At 59.9% G+C, this 16354-nt stretch carries 13 protein-coding genes; 6 read left to right on the forward strand and 7 right to left on the reverse strand.

Annotated elements, in window-relative coordinates:
* Window positions 1–72 precede the first annotated feature (72 nt).
* Both GIW81_RS08375 and GIW81_RS08380 read left to right on the forward strand, forming a co-directional pair.
* The gene (locus GIW81_RS08375; protein WP_210251915.1) at window positions 73–1389 is read left to right on the forward strand and encodes an AAA family ATPase; all 1317 of its coding nucleotides are present in this window, start codon (window positions 73–75) and stop codon (window positions 1387–1389) included.
* The gene (locus GIW81_RS08380; protein WP_154738782.1) at window positions 1376–3955 is read left to right on the forward strand and encodes a S8 family serine peptidase; all 2580 of its coding nucleotides are present in this window, start codon (window positions 1376–1378) and stop codon (window positions 3953–3955) included. The genes GIW81_RS08375 and GIW81_RS08380 overlap by 14 nt, the downstream gene beginning before the upstream one ends.
* An 829-nt stretch (window positions 3956–4784) precedes the next feature.
* Here GIW81_RS08380 and GIW81_RS08385 read toward each other — a convergent pair.
* The 3 genes from GIW81_RS08385 to GIW81_RS08395 all read right to left on the reverse strand — a co-directional run bounded on the left by GIW81_RS08385 (window position 4785) and on the right by GIW81_RS08395 (window position 10208).
* Window positions 4785–7094: a DNA/RNA non-specific endonuclease gene (locus tag GIW81_RS08385; RefSeq protein WP_154738783.1), complete on the reverse strand. Its 2310-nt coding sequence runs from the start codon at window positions 7092–7094 to the stop codon at window positions 4785–4787.
* A 57-nt stretch (window positions 7095–7151) separates the two neighbouring features.
* Entirely contained in the window at window positions 7152–9491 is a 2340-nt protein-coding gene (locus tag GIW81_RS08390) for a hypothetical protein (protein WP_154738784.1), read from the reverse strand.
* A gap of 105 nt (window positions 9492–9596) precedes the next feature.
* Window positions 9597–10208, reverse strand: a complete 612-nt coding sequence (locus GIW81_RS08395) for a recombinase family protein (protein ID WP_154738785.1) — start codon at window positions 10206–10208, stop codon at window positions 9597–9599.
* Window positions 10209–10355: 147 nt separating this feature from the next.
* Here GIW81_RS08395 and GIW81_RS08400 point away from each other — a divergent pair, with 147 nt between their 5' ends.
* Complete coding sequence (locus GIW81_RS08400; protein WP_154738786.1) at window positions 10356–10712, forward strand: hypothetical protein; 357 nt, start codon at window positions 10356–10358, stop codon at window positions 10710–10712.
* Here GIW81_RS08400 and GIW81_RS08405 read toward each other — a convergent pair.
* On the reverse strand, window positions 10687–11499 hold the full coding sequence (locus GIW81_RS08405) for a hypothetical protein (RefSeq protein ID WP_154738787.1): 813 nt from the start codon (window positions 11497–11499) through the stop codon (window positions 10687–10689). The genes GIW81_RS08400 and GIW81_RS08405 overlap by 26 nt on opposite strands.
* A gap of 53 nt (window positions 11500–11552) precedes the next feature.
* Window positions 11553–12200: a hypothetical protein gene (locus GIW81_RS08410; protein ID WP_154738788.1), complete on the reverse strand. Its 648-nt coding sequence runs from the start codon at window positions 12198–12200 to the stop codon at window positions 11553–11555.
* A gap of 257 nt (window positions 12201–12457) precedes the next feature.
* Here GIW81_RS08410 and GIW81_RS08415 point away from each other — a divergent pair, with 257 nt between their 5' ends.
* The 3 genes from GIW81_RS08415 (at window position 12458) to GIW81_RS08425 (ending at window position 15031) form a co-directional block, all read left to right on the forward strand.
* Window positions 12458–12862, forward strand: a complete 405-nt coding sequence (locus GIW81_RS08415) for a hypothetical protein (protein ID WP_154738789.1) — start codon at window positions 12458–12460, stop codon at window positions 12860–12862.
* Window positions 12863–12947: 85 nt separating this feature from the next.
* Window positions 12948–14618 carry an HAD family acid phosphatase gene (locus GIW81_RS08420; RefSeq protein WP_154738790.1) on the forward strand — a complete coding sequence of 557 codons (1671 nt, stop codon included), beginning with the start codon at window positions 12948–12950 and terminating at the stop codon, window positions 14616–14618.
* Window positions 14619–14674: 56 nt separating this feature from the next.
* The gene (locus GIW81_RS08425) at window positions 14675–15031 is read left to right on the forward strand and encodes a hypothetical protein (RefSeq protein ID WP_154738791.1); all 357 of its coding nucleotides are present in this window, start codon (window positions 14675–14677) and stop codon (window positions 15029–15031) included.
* On the opposite strand, the gene GIW81_RS08430 is transcribed toward GIW81_RS08425, so the two are convergent.
* Complete coding sequence (locus tag GIW81_RS08430; protein ID WP_154738792.1) at window positions 15032–15286, reverse strand: hypothetical protein; 255 nt, start codon at window positions 15284–15286, stop codon at window positions 15032–15034.
* Window positions 15287–15291: 5 nt separating this feature from the next.
* Window positions 15292–16347, reverse strand: coding sequence for a chymotrypsin family serine protease (locus GIW81_RS08435; protein WP_154738793.1), 1056 nt, complete (start codon window positions 16345–16347; stop codon window positions 15292–15294).
* Window positions 16348–16354: the final 7 nt, after the last annotated feature.

A 16354-nucleotide genomic window follows, 5' to 3' on the forward strand; every position in this document is an offset into this window, starting at 1 on the left:
TTCACGACAGCCCGCCGCTGGCTGAAGGACAGCGGGACGCCCAGCATAACATTTTCCAGAATATGCATATTTATGTTGTGTATTGCATTTTTTACCTCTCTCGTGCATATTCATGCAATGACACGCAACCTTCAGGTCCACGCCGCGATGGAGCATTTCGATATAGTTCTTGCCCTCGTCCGGGCAGCCCTCGAATCGCGCAGTCCGCGTGCATCGCATCAGGTGGAGCGGCTTCGCGACGCCATCGCCGCCACGAATAAGGATCAGGCAGCCAAGCTCAGTCGGCTTCTCTCAGCGACCGAGCGTAAGCAGGATCTCGAGCCGCTTTCGATCGACGAGATGCGCGCGAGCGCCAAATTGGCGCGTGGATATCTGCCGGGCGAGATCCTGACAAAGAACACTGCCGTTCCGCGCGACAAGGAAACGTCTGCACCCCTCGTACGCATTCGCTTCCCCGACGAGGCTCGCACAGTTGCTCCAGTTCTGGTTCCAGCGATGCAGGAGGCGATCGCTGACCTGCTGCATGAATGGAATCGCCTTGATCAATTGCAGCGGTACGGCGCAATCCCAAACACGAGATGCCTTCTCTACGGCCCTCCGGGAGTAGGTAAGACGGAACTCGCGCGGTACATCGCGCGGCAAGTCGATCTGCCCTGTGTGGAGGTCCGCCTTGACGGACTTGTATCTTCGTTTCTGGGAACCACGGCACGTAACATCGGGGCGCTGTTTGAATTTGCCAATCGCTATCGCTGCGTCCTCTTCCTTGACGAATTTGATGCTATCGCCAAAGCGCGGGACGATATCCATGAGCTTGGCGAGATCAAGCGCGTCGTCAACACTCTGCTGCAGTGTCTGGATGACCGCGAAGGCAAGGGCTTCACTTTAGCGGCGACCAATCACGAGCACCTGCTCGATAGCGCAGTTTGGCGCAGATTCGATGCGCGGATCGAAGTCCCGAAACCGGATGAGGACGCGCGGGCAAGGCTGATTACACGCTTCTTCCCTCCCCTAGATCTCTCCAAGGAAGCGATCGTTTTTCTGATTTGGCTCACGCAGGGACTAAGCGGAGCTGACATCGCGGGCATGGCCAGAACTGTAAAGCGTCATCTTGCCCTCCACTCGGACGGCGCTGACGGCGCTGTGCGCCCGGACGAATTACTCGCAGCGCTTCGTCGCTTCGTAGTTCTCAATACACGGCAGTTTGCTCCGGATCAGGTCGGTGCGGTCACAGGTCCCCGCACCGCGCTAACTGCGGCGCTTGAGGTTGCAGGTCTCAACCAGATCCAGTGCGCCGAGTTCCTTGGTGTTTCCCAGAGCACCGTATCGCGTTCCTCACGCAAGTCTCCACGTCAAGGAACCAAGCAGGAGAAGGCGAATGGACACGAATAACCAACCCCTTCGCCCGGTGCAGGTCGTTCTCGATGGCGACCGGTTCTTGAAAACGCCTGACAGGCCCCCCGGTGGCAGCCACAAGGACTTCTTTGCGGGAGATGACGTTGGATTCGCTCAGCATAAGAATCGCGTCCGCGCGGATCTCGAAGGGTTCGCCGAAACACTGCAAGAACGACGCGAGCCGGTCGGTTTCGTCCACGTTGACATGCGCGAGAGCGCACTCGCAAAAAGCCATCGCCCGCTGGATCGTCTCTTTAGCGCGTCGAATAAGTTTACCCTCGTCGGCGGGGACGCCGACGGTCAGCTCATCGTGCAAGGCACGCCGCGCGCGCTTAAGGAGTTATCCGATCTCATCGAAGAGAGGGCGGAGTCAACGCCTCGCATGGTCACCAATAAGAAGACCGGTCGTGAAGAGCCGAGGGCATCCGAAGTGCGCAGCGAACTGGGCGCGATCGGCGACTTGAGGCTGCATACCCGCGAGGATCGTCTAAAATTCGATCCCGATCAGGCGCTCGCAATACTGCGGCAGCCGAATGTGATCGGCTCTTATATTATCGACCTTTTTCGTCTTGATCCTTCGCTCTTGAGCTCCGGGGCAGTCACCAAGACAATACGGGCCCTGCTCGGGGCACTTTCGGCGGTACCGGGCGGCATGATCGTTCGGCCCGTGCTACCAGAGCCGCTTAGGGATCGCCTATTCCAGCCTACGCTTGCACTGTCAGTTCGGCTGTTGAGCAATCCGTCGCGCAGGGTGCTTCAATTGCCAAGGGAGCTTGAGGCCGCGATCGCTGAGGCGGGTGCGCCTGCTTTCGAAGGTATCCAACTGACCGCTGCGGAGGCCGCTGCCGATCTGGACCCGGCCCGGCATCGAAAACTACTGAATGCGCTTGCCGAGCAAACGCTCGTCCGTTCGATTGAAATGCCATTCGTCGTCGATGAGGGCACTTCCCCAAGTATTCCCCTCGGGGCGAAAGCAAGCCTTTCATTGCCCGCAGCCGATTTCGATCACCCAATTTTGGGCGTAGTCGACGGCGGTATAGCGGCATTGCCCGCCCTTACCCCTTGGATTGCGGGGACGTTGGGCCTTGTCCCGGAGGCCGAACGTAATGTGAGCCATGGCACTTTCATCGCGGGACTTGCGGCAGGCGCATACCAGCTCAATCCCCATTTGGCAGACTACGTCGAGGCGCAAGGCGTCAAGCTGTACGATCTTGATATCTTTCCGCGCCGCGATCTGCGAAGCACGTATTATATCGATCACCACGCCTTCCTCGACCAGCTCGATACCTGCATCGAGAAGGCTCGATCAAAGCACGGCGTCAGGGTCTTCAACTTCTCCTTCGCCTGTGGCGGACCCCAGCCCGGCAGCTATACCGTGTACGCCGAGGGCTTCGACGCGATCGCCCGCAAGCACGATGTGATTTTCGTTATCTCGGCTGGCAACCTCACTGGGGCAGATACGCGCCCTCCTTGGCCTGCCGATGCAGGAGCTGCCGTCCAAATGCTGGCCGGGCAATCCCAGCCTCAATCCATTACCCCGCCCGGCGAAGCGTTTCATGGGCTGACTGTCGGAGCCGTCAATCCGCCGGGTTTTGCCGATCATCCTGTCCTTCTGCCCACAACATACACCCGTCGCGGCCCCGGCACAGGCTACTCCCGTAAGCCCGATCTTGCACATATCGGTGGGGTAACGCCTGATACTGCCACCGGCAACCGCACTGGCCTGTCATCTCTCGCACCCGATGGCACGGTGTGCGATAGCCTTGGAACCAGCTACGCTGCGCCGCTCGTCGGAGTAACGCTCGCAACGCTTGATCAGCGCCTGCTTCGGCGCGCAAGCCGAGAATTGTTGCACGCCCTCATGATCCATCAAGCGAGGCGGGAACACTCCTTGACGGGGAAACAGCTCTCCCACATCGCCCCCGAATTCGTCGGCTACGGCGTTCCGCCGCGTGCCGATGCCATGCTTGTTGACGACCCCAGCGCGATCACAATCGTCTTTGACCAAGTACTCCCGGCAGGGCGCATCCTCGAGTTTGATTTCTCATGGCCCCAGAGCCTTGTCACACCGGCAGCCGCGTGCAGGGGCGCGGTCGATCTCACGGTTGTTTACACGCCCCCAATCGACCGTGCGTTTAACGACGAGGCGCTGCGGGTGGAGCTTGATGCCCACTTAAGACAGCAGGTGATTGATCCGGATACGGGCGAGATTTCGTGGGCAGGTCAGCTTGATGCCGATGGCACCTCGACGCTGCAGGGCATGCTCAAGCGCGAAAAGGAGATGCTCCGCAACGGAGTTAAATGGTCTCCGGTCAAGCGCCTGCACGCAGCGATGCCAAAGGGCCGGGGGGCAAGTTCAGACTGGAAGCTTGTGGTCGAACCGCTCGTGCGCAAAGGCGATGTTTTCCCGGGGACAGGAGTGAAGTTCGCCGCGTTGCTGACGATCCGGGATATTGCAGGCATGGCTCCGGTCCATGATGAAATGCGCAATCACCTTGTGAACCGTGGCATAAGCCTCGCTGACATTCAGGTTGCCGCACGCGTCCGCCAAGTTGCGGCGTGACCGCGTCAAGCAGCTGAGCCTGCCGCCCTAAGCAGTGATCTCTGCAAATGACGTGCCCACTGACAAGAGAAACCAAGCACAATTGTCCACGACGACAGGATTGCCGAGGCGTTGGGGCCCTTCATGCGAGCAGGTGGCGTCGGGATCGATCTCAATGGCAGCCGCAATCGTTGCCCTGCAGCTTGGAATCCGAGGGAAAGGTCCCCGCACCCGGCGAACAGGTCTAGGACGCGCGGCATCGCACCTAGGCGCAACGCTAGCGACCCCGTTTTCCGGGACGCTGTGTGAGGGCGGAGCCAGCCGCAGACTTGGCGGCTTTGCTGGCGTTGGGACTGCTGAGGGTCCGCGCGGCTTTGGACGCGACCTTTGCGCCGGTCACCTCGGCGCTGCGCACTTGTGTCAGAGCCGATGCCGCGGCGGACTTGGCGGCCTTGCTTGCCGTGGCGCTTCGAAGCGTGCGCGATGCCGCTGAAGCAGCGGCCTTTCCCGTGCTCTCACCGCGTCTGGTGGCCATGATCAATCTCCGTCGAAGTTCGCTTGACGGAACATATGCGCCGATTCGTGCCCGTTGTGGATTCGTTTTGTTCTGGTGCCCGCTTGGCCGGGGGGATGCAACGGGGGCCGCGCAGCGGGCCCCCTTGCCGAGGAGGCCGCAGCCGACGAAGAAGATGGTGCTGTCATACAGCACACATCTTGCGGAACGCACTATCACCTTCCTGTATGTTCCGGAGAGGGGACACAGTTCAGCCATCGCACTTCGACGTGGAGTAGCCGCCGCCTGCTCGTGATTTCCCGCGTTTGCCTTGTGCATCGCAGCGGTATGGCGAAGCTATTTGGGTGCCGCGGCCTTAGCAGTTTTGCTGGCAACAAGCTTCGAGCCATCTTGCTGTCTTGGCCACTCTTGCGGAGTCGCATTTGCCCGGCCGAGCGATTCTTTGCCGTTCCGAAGTTTTCTGCGTACGCCTCGAATTTCACTTCCATCGACAATGTCGATTCTCTCCCCTGATCCCTTGAGGGGATCGGCAGCGTGCAGGGCATCGTCGAAGGACACGCCCGTCAACTCGGTAAGGCGTTGCAGGGAGACCTGATGTTGCCTGAAACGGCCCGGCTGGAAGACCTCGATGCCGAAGCGTTCCACGACGTCGGCCTGGCTGAGCAGAAAGCCGTAGGCGCGAAGCACGCGCATGCCGTCAATTTGCGGGGCAACGACGACGACCTTCCAGAAATTTAGCGGGTACTGAATGGCTCCGGCGCCGAAGTCAGCAGATGGATCACGTTTGTCGAGAACCGGACCGGCCAAGATGCAGGCTTTTGTGTCCTCGTCTCCTAGGCCCTTCTGGACGTAATTCTCGAAGTCGCCCCACAGGCCTTTCATGCCGCGGTACGCCGCGTCGTTGCGCGCGGGGTTCGACTGGTTGAATGCCTCATGCTGCGGTGTGCAGTTGGTCCAATGAAACGTATCGGAATTTGCGAACTCGATCTCCGTCTCGTCGTCTCCCCAGGCATTGTCCTCGCGGCGAACGATGTGCCCACGATCAATGTTGCCTGCTGGCTTGTAGAATTCGCTGTCAAAAATCTGCGCCGCGGCAGGTATGCGGGGGTCGGGCACCCACTTGTCAGACCCGAAAGATTTGCGGTCCCCTTTGTGCTTTCGCTCGGGGGCGTAGTCGACGTTCGCGGCGGACCACATCTGCAGTCGGCGACGTTCATTCATCGCGAGCTCGAAATGGTGATACTTGAGAACGAGGGGCTTGCCTTTCCTGTCGGTCAGGATCTCATCCAGCCGCTCGCTGACGACGTTAGGCGCCGGTACTTGGAGGTCCGGATTGTCCGCATCGAGAAACGTCGGGTCGTAGCCCTCCCGGTTCTGATAGTCGCGGTCAAAGCGGATGGGCGCCTCCACAGCGATCAGCTTTTGAGCATCGGTGGCAACCTGCTGGACGGAAGAGACCGGAGCCGCCTGCGAAGCGGCGTATACATGAATGTTTACTGGGCCGCTGAAGGTGAATTGATTGGGAGCCATCGTGCTTACTCCAAGTCGGGTGAAACTATCGGATGCAATGACGTTGGGTGGAGGCGCGGCGGTTGCACCCTGCAAGCTTAGAAGATCGTCCACGGGATCAGTCGTGGTCTTTAAGAGGTCGCCCAACATTTCCTGCTGAGCCAGGTTATCCAGTTGCAGGCCGGCGAGGAATTTGACGATGGCGCTGATGCGAGTTCCCTCATTGGCGATCCAATGAACCTTGTCGTCAGGCATCCCTTCCTCCCAGAATCCACCGTCGACAGCGACAACGCGCCCGTCCCGGTACTCCGGAATGGAAGCGTGGTGCAGGGCGACCAGCTCCCAGCTCTTGCTGAAGGCGGGGGAGCCCGAAGATCCCTCAAGCGTGTCCGTCTCGTAGTGGAGAAAGCCTGCAGCAAGAATATCAACGAGCCTGTTGTGAGCGACGGCATACTGCTTGGGACCGCCTTCCGGATGTTGAATGATATTGACGGGCTGGCCGATCAGAATCTTGGACGTCGCTTCGATAAGCGTGATCGACCCATATTCCGATAGGGAGTGGCCATCGACGCTGCGCGGCTTGACGGCAACGAGAGCAACGTCCAGCGCCTCATCGGCAACATAAAAGGCGTCGGGATCGATCTCAAAAGTGACACCCGTCTCAATACCCCGCTCGGAGCGTTCGAACAGGAAGTTGGCGCCCGTTCCATGCGCGGCAGAACGTGAGGGAAAGACGTGGTGATTGGTCATCAACAGCTGCGGGCTCGCCAGAAACGCCGTGGCTATGCCTTCCGCCTGCGTGCCATCGCCGCCCAGCAACACGACACGCGCAACAGGCCGTCCCGCCTTGCGCGCCGTTTCGTTCTCCGGAAAGGAAACGATATCAAGCGTGGGGCCGATTTTTCGTTCTATGCCGATCGGGAGGCGCCCTATCGCCCGTAGCTCGCGCGCCTGCGCCAGCGTCGCTTCGCGAAGTTGAAAGCGCGCGTTTCGCTGTGGTGAGTCGGCAGCCCCGATGCCGGCAGCCGCGACCTGCTGCTTGTTCTGCTCGCGCTGCTCAGTCCGCTCGATCCACCGGCCTAGAGCTGCCTGCTGAGCGGCTCGGCGAGCCTCCTTAAACCTTTCAAACTGTCCCATCGCTTGGTTCCTACGAATGATCGCAATCGCCGCGCACGGCTTGTTTCAAATGTCTCGCTAGTGCTTCTCCAAATCCGAGAGGATGCCCTGTATGGCAACATCGTTCTCGCCTGCACACATCTGGGCATCGAGCAGGCGCTGGACGACCGGCGAAAGCCACCAGTTCATCGGCATCTTACCCGCGATCAGCAATGGACCGGGCTTATCGATGCAGAGGGGCCCGGAAACATCATCGTCATCGAGAACGACGTGCTGCGAAACCCGAATTTCGCGAAAGCTCGCCTTCTCACCGAGGGCCGTCAACGACGTCGAGAGATCGTCCTTAAGCAATTCGGCTCTTTCCGTGCGCGCGGCATTCAGCGTCTGCAACGGGTCGACACTCAGGCGCGAGAGAAGCGATTCCGAGAGTTTGGCAACCCTGTTGTTGAGCGACGCCCATGGCCGGCCGGGCAGATACCAGTAGGCATCCCTGTTCGTTCTTCGCTCAAGGCCGGGTTCGTAGTCCCAGGCGTCATTGGTCAGGTACACGACACTGACGCGCAAGCCGCGATCGATCAGGACGTCGATGATGGGCTGGAGCGTATGCAGGCCGGTATTGTCGTAGTACCCCCCGTCAACGGCCCGCGCGGTCAATTGCCCCCGGCCGCGTCTCAATTGGCCGGATGGGGAGATAACAGGAAACCTTGAACTCAACACTGCAGCGGTGGAGAGGCGCAAATCTGGCGCCCGCTCCAGTCCGTAGATGTAGCGTCCGACTTCATCGGCCGGATTGTCGAATTCCCTGGCGCTCAGCAACTCGAACACGTTCAGCGAAAATGGATAGAGCACGATGGCCGGGCTCGCCCCGCCGGAATCACCAAGTTCGATCTCCGACGCGACGATCGGACGGCCCGTATCGACGGAGGTCGCGTTGAGGAACAAGAGGGGCAGCCAATCGGAGGTCTCGTGACCGCCAAGATAGCCGACGGCCCGGCAGAGCCCTCGTTCGTCTTTTGGCTCGCCGCATGGGGTGGGATCACCATGGACGATGCCGTTGTAGTGTCGCTCGAGTGAATGTTCGAGCAAGACGGCACGGTCAGGATACAGGGTGCCCGGCCCCGCTGGAGAGGGGATGGCGATATTGTCTCGCAAGAAAAGGCCGGCGACGGTAGGGGACAGGAAATCTCCCGCCGCAAGGACTTGCAGGCATGCGCGCCAGCTCTTGGTCGGATCACGATCCCGGCTTTCGTTTGCAAACCACATAGGATCGCCGCGTCCGCAAGGAGGCGTTTGGCCGACGTGTCCCTCCGCGAGCGCGGCGCGGGTTAGGGCGAGCCCCACCGACCCGCCCGAGGCTCCCGACATCGCAAATATCCTGCGGCCGATGTCCCCATACTTCGATGGCTCAGCCCGGGTGGCATCCAACAGAGCTCCAAGCACCGTTGCCGTCAGGAAGGCCGCACGGCTTGCGCCGCCCTGAGCTGCCACAAGCATAACCCGCGGGCAATCGGCGACTGTGGCCTTGCAATCGTTGGCGCCTCTCCACTTGTCGAGAGCTTCAGCCAGCAATGCCTGCCTTGCCGCTGCTGGATCGCGTTTTGCGTCGCCGGCCAGTTGCGCAGCCAGCCAGTGCGGACTCTCGTAGACCCGCACATCATGGAACCGTGTATTGAGGCTGGACAATAGGACTGCTAGCGCCACCGCGGTGGCGACCAGCGGCCAGTGCCACCGTTGAGAAACAATAGCCAGTGGCGTGAGAAACGGCAGCCACGCGCCCAGAAGGACTGGAAGCAAGGCTGCCCGGCCGATGGTCGCGGTGAAGTCGAGCGGCCAGAAGAATGCCCAGAAGAACATCAGCATGGCGATAAGTGCGTATGTCTTCTGAATCCAATCGGACAGCCTGCTGTCGGCAAGCAACCCCTGCGTTGGCATGCGGCCAATGCGTATGAGGTGGCGCAACGCGATATAGCCGATGTATGCGAGGGCCGAACCGGCAACTGCCCAGGACAAGTGTCTCAGGCCCTCGCGTGCTTCCTTCGCCTCTTTCAGTTGTCCCAGGCCGTCAAGCTCTGCACTGGCTCCTCTGAGACCGAGAGCAACGATGGCAAAAGGCAAGAGGCCAAGGAGGCGTGGCAACCAGAGATCGATCGACTGCGCCCAGCGCTGAAACTCAGCGCGGTCTTCGACAATCCCGGTTCGCATGTCGCTCACGGCATGGCGGGCCGCGAGATGGACCGGAATCGCCCAGAAAGCGAGCAGGATCAGCGCATACGCAGCGGCTGCCTCTCCGGCCAATCGCTCAAGGAAAAGATCCTGAATTTGGGGGACGAGGAGAATGAGCGCTGCACCCGCCAGTAGGCTCAAAAGGCTCAACCGGCAATGCCAGAGTCTGAACCGGGCGTGGTTGAGAATTAGCATTGACTGTGCCAACCGGCGGAATGAGCAAAATGCGATGGTGATCTGAAACGACTACAGTTTACCCCCTTCGTGTGAAGCGCGGAATACGGATTGCGGCCGGCACGATCAATTCAGGTAGCACAATCCCGCTCGCCTGAACCCGCGCGTCAGCGTGGCATGTGAGACTTCCAGCCGTTCGGCGACTAAGCCGATGGGGATGCCGCACTGCGTGACGTGGCGGTGGCCTTCCAGAATCTCATCAATGGCCAGAGCCCTCGGCCTTCCGACACGCGCGCCGCGCTGCTTTGCGGCTGCCAGTCCTAGCACGGTGTTCTCGCGGATCATGTCGCGGTTGAATTCCGCGAAGGCGGCGAAGAGGTGATAGACCAGCTTGCCGCCCGGCGTTGTCGTGTTGATGCCTTCGGCCAGCGAGCAGAAATGGATGCCTTCATTCCCGAGCCGCACCAGCAGATCAGACAGGTGCTGCACCGAGCGGCCCAGCCGGTCGAGCTTGAGAACGACCAGCGCATCGCCGCGCTTCAATGTCTTGAGGGCTTCGTCCAGACCGGGGCGGTTGGCCTTGCCGCCTGAGATTCCGTGGTCCTTGAAAACCCGATCACAGCGCGCGGCTTTGAGCGCGTCCAGCTGCATCCTGAGCTTTTGATCGGCGGTGGAAACCCGCGCATAGCCTATGCGCCGCCCGGTGACTTCGATGCTGGGGAGAAAGAGCTTCGTCATGACGTCACCTCGCCAAAATCGATCCTTTTTGCCGAGGTGCTAAGAGCGCTAGTGCTAGCGCGCCAGTTTGGCGGAGTTCCGCCGCTTGCCAAGTGTCGTCCTGTCATTCTCGTGCTAGTTTTTCCTCCTCTACAATAACGATCGTTTATGTTGAGCAGGAAAGCACTAGCAATAGCAAGCCTGTGTACCATCGTATGCACGCAGGCGGGCATCGCCGAAGAGGGCTTCAAGAGTTCTGAATTCTTGGGGCTGTCTGTGGAAAAGCAGCGTGGCTATATCTCTACCGCTGCTACGGCAGCGGGCGTGATCGCGAACCTGAACCGGGCGGGCCAAGCAAAGTGCATTGATGATTGGGTTGGCCAGTACAGTGCCAGTGGCTATCAGCCCGTTATCGCAGCGATGAAGAAGCTCCCGGACTATCACCCCATGGCTGTTACGCTGACTGTTATAGAGAAGGCATGCGGAGAGTTCCGGTACGCTAAGGCAACTGCGGCATCGCCATAGTGACCGTCGATTCTTTGCGCTCGACGAGATCAAGACTGCGATTTGTATCGGTGTTCGGTGCGGACGCTTCGAACCCGCGCTGCTTTTCTGCGGCCCGTTCGGCCAGATCGTCGGCGCGTTCCGTCATGTCATCCAGTCTCTCGCGGCTGGCGGGTCTTCTGTCGTCGGTCGCTTCGTTTCTCATGCCGCCGACTTCTACATCCCAGCCGCGTAACTCGGCCAGATCACGGTCGATATCGTCCTTGCGCTCCCGCATGTCATCATACGGCATGAAGGCCCGCTTCGGCTGGCCTTCAACCTCGGCAGCATCCTCTGCGCTGATCGGCGTGCCGTTCTGATCGCGGCAGGTTCCGTCCGCGTCGGTCATGACATAGCGGCCATCCTTGAGGCGCGCGGTTGAGTGCAGATAGTCATCGATCTGCTGCCTTACGTTCTCGCGCGCCTTCTCCCCGGCCTCGATGGCGCGGCCAATCGCATCGCCTGCGTTCGTGAAGGAGGCCATCGCCCGCTCGTGGGCTTCGCGGTAGGCCCGGTCATTGGCCAGCAGCCAAGTGAGCGTTCGCGTCTGATGATCCCGGTCCTTACGATCCCGCTCCGCGTGATCGCCGCGCGCAAGGCCAACCCCTCCGCGCGGGTTGATCTCCTGTTCGCGCTTTTCCTTGGCGTCTTGGGTGATCTCTTTGTGCTTGAGCTTGACCAGCGCCGGGTCCACCGGGCCGAATAGCAGCCCCTTCACCGCCTCAAAGGCGGCTTCCAGATCCGGCAGGTTCTCGAATTCAGGTTTCACGTAACTCCACACACCCATTTTATGACTATTGTACCGTATACGGATTGTGGAAGTCAAAATTCTGATTGATCGCTTTCCAGCAAGTGACGCGCGAGAACCTCGCGGAATGTACCGAAGGAGAGAAAGGTCTTCTGCTTGGGATCGAGCCTGCCGCCCGCGAGCCTACGGCTGTTCTGCGTTACGGCGGCAATTGTAACCATGTGGATGAGACGCGCGCGCAGCAGCGAGACCGGATCGCGGCCCTCTTCGGCGTGGATGTTGAGCGCATGATAGAAGGCGCGCAGGCTGTTGATCAGTGCGGCGGCTTCGCCGTCTGTCTCCGGGCTTGTGAACTTCCTGTGCAACGGGCAGGCGCGACAAATGGGACTTGAGCGCCGCCCGGCCCGGTAGTTGCGATAGCAGGTGTCTAGCGCGTGGCATTGCGCGAGCAGCTCGAGCATTGCGCTCTTGATCAGCGCGATCTCCTCCGCGGCGGTTACGTTGAGCAACGCCGCATTGGCCCGGTGCCACCTGGCAAAGACGGGATCGCTGAGCCGGTCGCGGAAATCGATGTAAAGCCCACGCATGGTTTTGCGCGACGTTCCGGTCGCCTTGGCCGCGATGTTTACGCCGATGCCCTGCGCGAACAGATCGACAGCCTGGATCGTTCGGACGAGATCGAGCTTGGCGCTCCTGCGTAGCGGGTTGCGCGGGCGCTTCATGACCATTCCCACTGCCCGCGCCCGTCGATTCCGGTGCCAGCGTTCCCTCGCAATTCCGCGGCCTACGGTTCGGAGCAAGTGCCGTTTGCTTCCCGATCTGTGTAGCCGCGCCCGCAAGCCGGTTGTCTCACGTTGACGGCCCTGCCACTCTCTTTTTCTACCTCCTTCCACAGCTCCTCCAGCGCTCGTCGACAGCGTTCTCAGGGCGGAATCGGTTCGCCCGGATCGCTGAGCCCACGAAAACGCGGAGGTGCATCATGAGCAAGTTTGGCGACGGTTCTTCCCCAAAGTCTTCCCAGCCGCCAGCCACCATCGTTGTGGCGAGCGACCGTGAGCTACGCTCGATCCACCATTTCCAGAGGCTCGCTATCGCGACGAAGGCGCTTGGCCAACCCCGCCGCGGAATAACCGACTGGCTTTGCGACACCGTCTACGGTTTCAAGGGACAGATTCTTTGGCCGAACGGCACGCCTTACCAGGTGCCTGACATTGAAGCTGTTTTCGGTGAAGACGGCAGCTACCGCTGGCTCGGCTATTTCATGGACTTCGCTGAGGAAGCGCCTCAGCAGCGCGCGCAGGAGCGCGTGCTTGAGCGGCTTCGTGTGCTCGATCTGGGCTTCAAGATCGCCTACCCCGAACGGAGCCGGCTCATCGGCAAGTGAGGGTGGAGCTCGACTGCAGATAAATTGTCACAATCGTCGCGAATAATCGGCTCTATATTGCTAAAATAGCTGCTTTGGTGCCGATGTGATTTTGCGCGCAATTTTCTGCAGTCTCACACTGCTGCTCAGCTTCCCGGCTACGGCTCAAACGTACCGGACTCTGCGTCTCGCAACGTGGAACCTCGAACATCTGGCCGATACGAATGGCGAGGGCTGCCGGGCCCGCTCCGACGCCGACTACACGCTGCTGAAGCGCTACGCCGAGCAGCTCAAGGCCGATGTCATCGCGCTCCAGGAAGTTGAAAACGAGCCGGCCGTGGGCCGGATATTCGATCCCCAGGAGTGGGAGATCGAAATCTCATGGAGACATGACCAGAACCCGCCCGAGACATGCAAAGAGACCGGCGCACCGATGATAACGCAGCGCACGGGCTTTGCCATCCGCAGGGGAATTCCCTATACGCGCAATCCCGATGTGACCGCGCTCGATGTCGGCGGCACGAATCGCCATCGCGACGGTGTCGACATCACGCTGGAGGCCGGCGTGCCCATTCGGATGCTCTCGGTTCACCTGAAATCGGGATGTGCCGATGCGCCACTTGACGGCGACGATGCCGATTGCCCGCCCTTGCGCGACCAGTCAAAGGTGCTCAACAGCTGGATCGAGGCGCGGAGGAAGGACGGGCTGCCTTTCGTCCTCTTGGGCGATTTCAACCGCAGGCTCCAGAATGAGGAGGAAGTGGTGGGGCTTCTCGGGGTGCGCAGCGGTCTGACGCTCTCTGTCTCGCGGGAAGCGGTTTCGAGATGCCACGCCTGGACCGATAAATTCATCGACCACATCATCTTCGACCAGAAGAGCAAGGCTTTCGCAGAGTTCACCCACTTTGCCGAGCTCAAGTTCGCGGAGCCCGAGGCCAAGTACCCGAGCGACCATTGCCCGGTGTCTGTGGATGTCACCGTGCCGGATCTGTGCGACGCCGGCGAGCCCGCGCAGTGCGCGGACAGCTCAAGCTTCAAAGGCTACCTTTCGCGCGGCCTGCGGTGGTTCCGCCGTTCGCCCGAGTTCGTGGCGATCGTAAACTACCTCTTCGCGCAAGCATCACTGCGCGTGAAGGAGATCGCCGAGGCGGCTTCTCCATCTGAAGCGTGGGCCGTGTCCCTCGATGCGGATGAAACTATCCTCGATAACTCTCTCGGCCAATATGAGAACGAGTATCTTGGGCTAGGTTATGTGAAGGAACGCTGGGACCAGTGGGAGGCGCGCGGGGCTGCGAGGGCCATGCCGGGCGCTGTCGCCTTCATGAACGATATCCTCGGCAAACAGGGGAAGATCGTGATCATCACCAACCGTACCGCCGGGAATGCTGAAGCGACCTATCGAAATCTCACGCGGCTCGGCATGAAGGACGACCGGTCCAAGGTGTGTATCCTGGCACGCTCGGATGACGATAAGAAAGCCGGCCACGAGAAAGAGTGGCAGCGCGAAGGCTACAAGAACGACAAGGACCGGCGGCGGAAACTCTTTGAAACGGGCAAGGCAAGTGCCTGCTGGGCCAATGACGGAAATGGCGCACTGGAGTCCTCCTGGGCCAAGCCGCATAAGATCAAGCTTTGGGTCGGCGACAACGTGCTCGATCTACCAAAGGTCAGTGCCGATGAGGCGCGTCGGGAAGGTCTTGGCGCGCTGAAATTCGGACCGGATTATATCTTGATACCGAATCCGCTCTACGGATCGTGGGTCGTGAATCAGCCCTAGGCTGCAGTCTCTAACGAGCCCGGATGCACCGATTGTATTGTTGAGGGAAGGCGGCGATGCCAGACTGGATCAGGAATTGGTTTGATCTCTACCCGCGGAAGACAGGCACGATTGCCGCTCAAGCGGGCCAACATGCATCTGTATGGCCGCAATATCTCGCCGTTGCAGCAGGTGTGGTCGTTGAGCCGTTCCTGCGCAAATATATCGAATCAGGGGCTTGGTCTGTCGATCTTCAGAGCCTGCTGGGGCGTCTCCTGTTCGGCCTGATCGTGGCAATCATCCTACTGCCGGCAGTATACAAATCGTCCTTTGACCCGGAAAAGCCCATAGCTGTACAACTGGCTGCCCTGTTCCCCATGGGGATCGGGTGGCAGTCATTGGTCAATGCCGCAGCGAATGCGACAATTGCCTGACTATTCCAAGCCCGCCGGTCTCAGCTGCGCGTCGGCACGAACGCTGCCCGAAACACGGCGGACGACGACTGTCACGCCATCGTGCAAGCCGGCAATATCGTCGAACTCGTGCACGTCGGCATCTGGTTCGATGTCGACATAGACGCGGTCTCCCTTCGCAGCGTCTCTGACGACCGCAACACTTCGATAGCCCGGTCGCTCTCGCGCAAGGTCTTTGACCGAATTCTTAATTCCAATGAGTTTTTCAGTAGACATGCCAACTACTTAACCAGAGTGCACTCAAGACTGTCAAGTACCTGCCTTATGTCGCAAGCGTAACTTACTCCAACCTCCTTGTTATCTCGAAGTAATACACCGCCTGCGAAATGCAACCCTACTGCCTTCATCGTTCCCGGATCGAAGACTAGAGCCCCCGAATCGCCAGGCTCGGAGAACGGCTTTTTGAGAGATGGCCAGGTGACCTCGAGCACATTGTCAAAGCGGAGGTTTCCGACACCATGGTAGAGAATGGTTACGTCATCGACGCTCTGCGCTGTCAAAGCGCCTTCGGTATAGCCCGTCGTGCGACCAAGCTTGGCGAGCTTGGTACCTTCCATCAGGGAAAGGGCAGAGACGACCCCACGGATGGGTTTGCCGGCACAATCGCATGAAAGATATGGAGGGACCACATTGCGTGTGTGTTCTATTCCCTCGTCGATGAGCGCCACCGCGGCATCCACCGAATTGGCGCCGGTCTTACTGAGTGCGGTGAAGTCGAGCAATGCCCCCACACGAGTACGTAAGGCCAACGGCCTGCCTTCACGCCCTGGCTGATATATGGGGTCTTTGCTCTTCGCCTCACTGCTAGGCGCGAAGACGTGGGCATTTGAAAGAATAGCATCGCCCTTTCCCTTCACCTCAACGATCGCTCCAAGCGTGCCCGGTCCTCCGTCGGGATGACCGATGGATAAGCCTAGCTCGATCGGCCGGATTCCACTCGCTGCCCTTGGGGGTCTACCCTGCCGTTGACCCAAAAGGCGTCGGATTGCGTTGATCGGCGCAATCTCCAAACGCTGGATCACGGCCACGTTGATCGCGCTTCCATGCTTGGCCTTGAGGGCCTTTGTCAGAGATTCCGCCGCGCCACCTTCGCGATGAATTCTGATCTCTACTCGATAGCCGCCTTTGATACGGGAAAGCCCGACCGCGATCCGACGCTCGGGACGCTCGATCGGCAGTGCAGATTGTGTCCTAACACCGCTGTCCGTCCCGATTACCTTCGAATAGTAGCCGTCGAGTATGGACTCTTTAAGCGATTGGGCCTCAGCCAACTTCATGATCTGC

The sequence above is a fragment of the Hyphomicrobium album genome (genome assembly GCF_009708035.1).
In the GTDB taxonomy this organism is placed as follows: domain Bacteria; phylum Pseudomonadota; class Alphaproteobacteria; order Rhizobiales; family Hyphomicrobiaceae; genus Hyphomicrobium_A; species Hyphomicrobium_A album.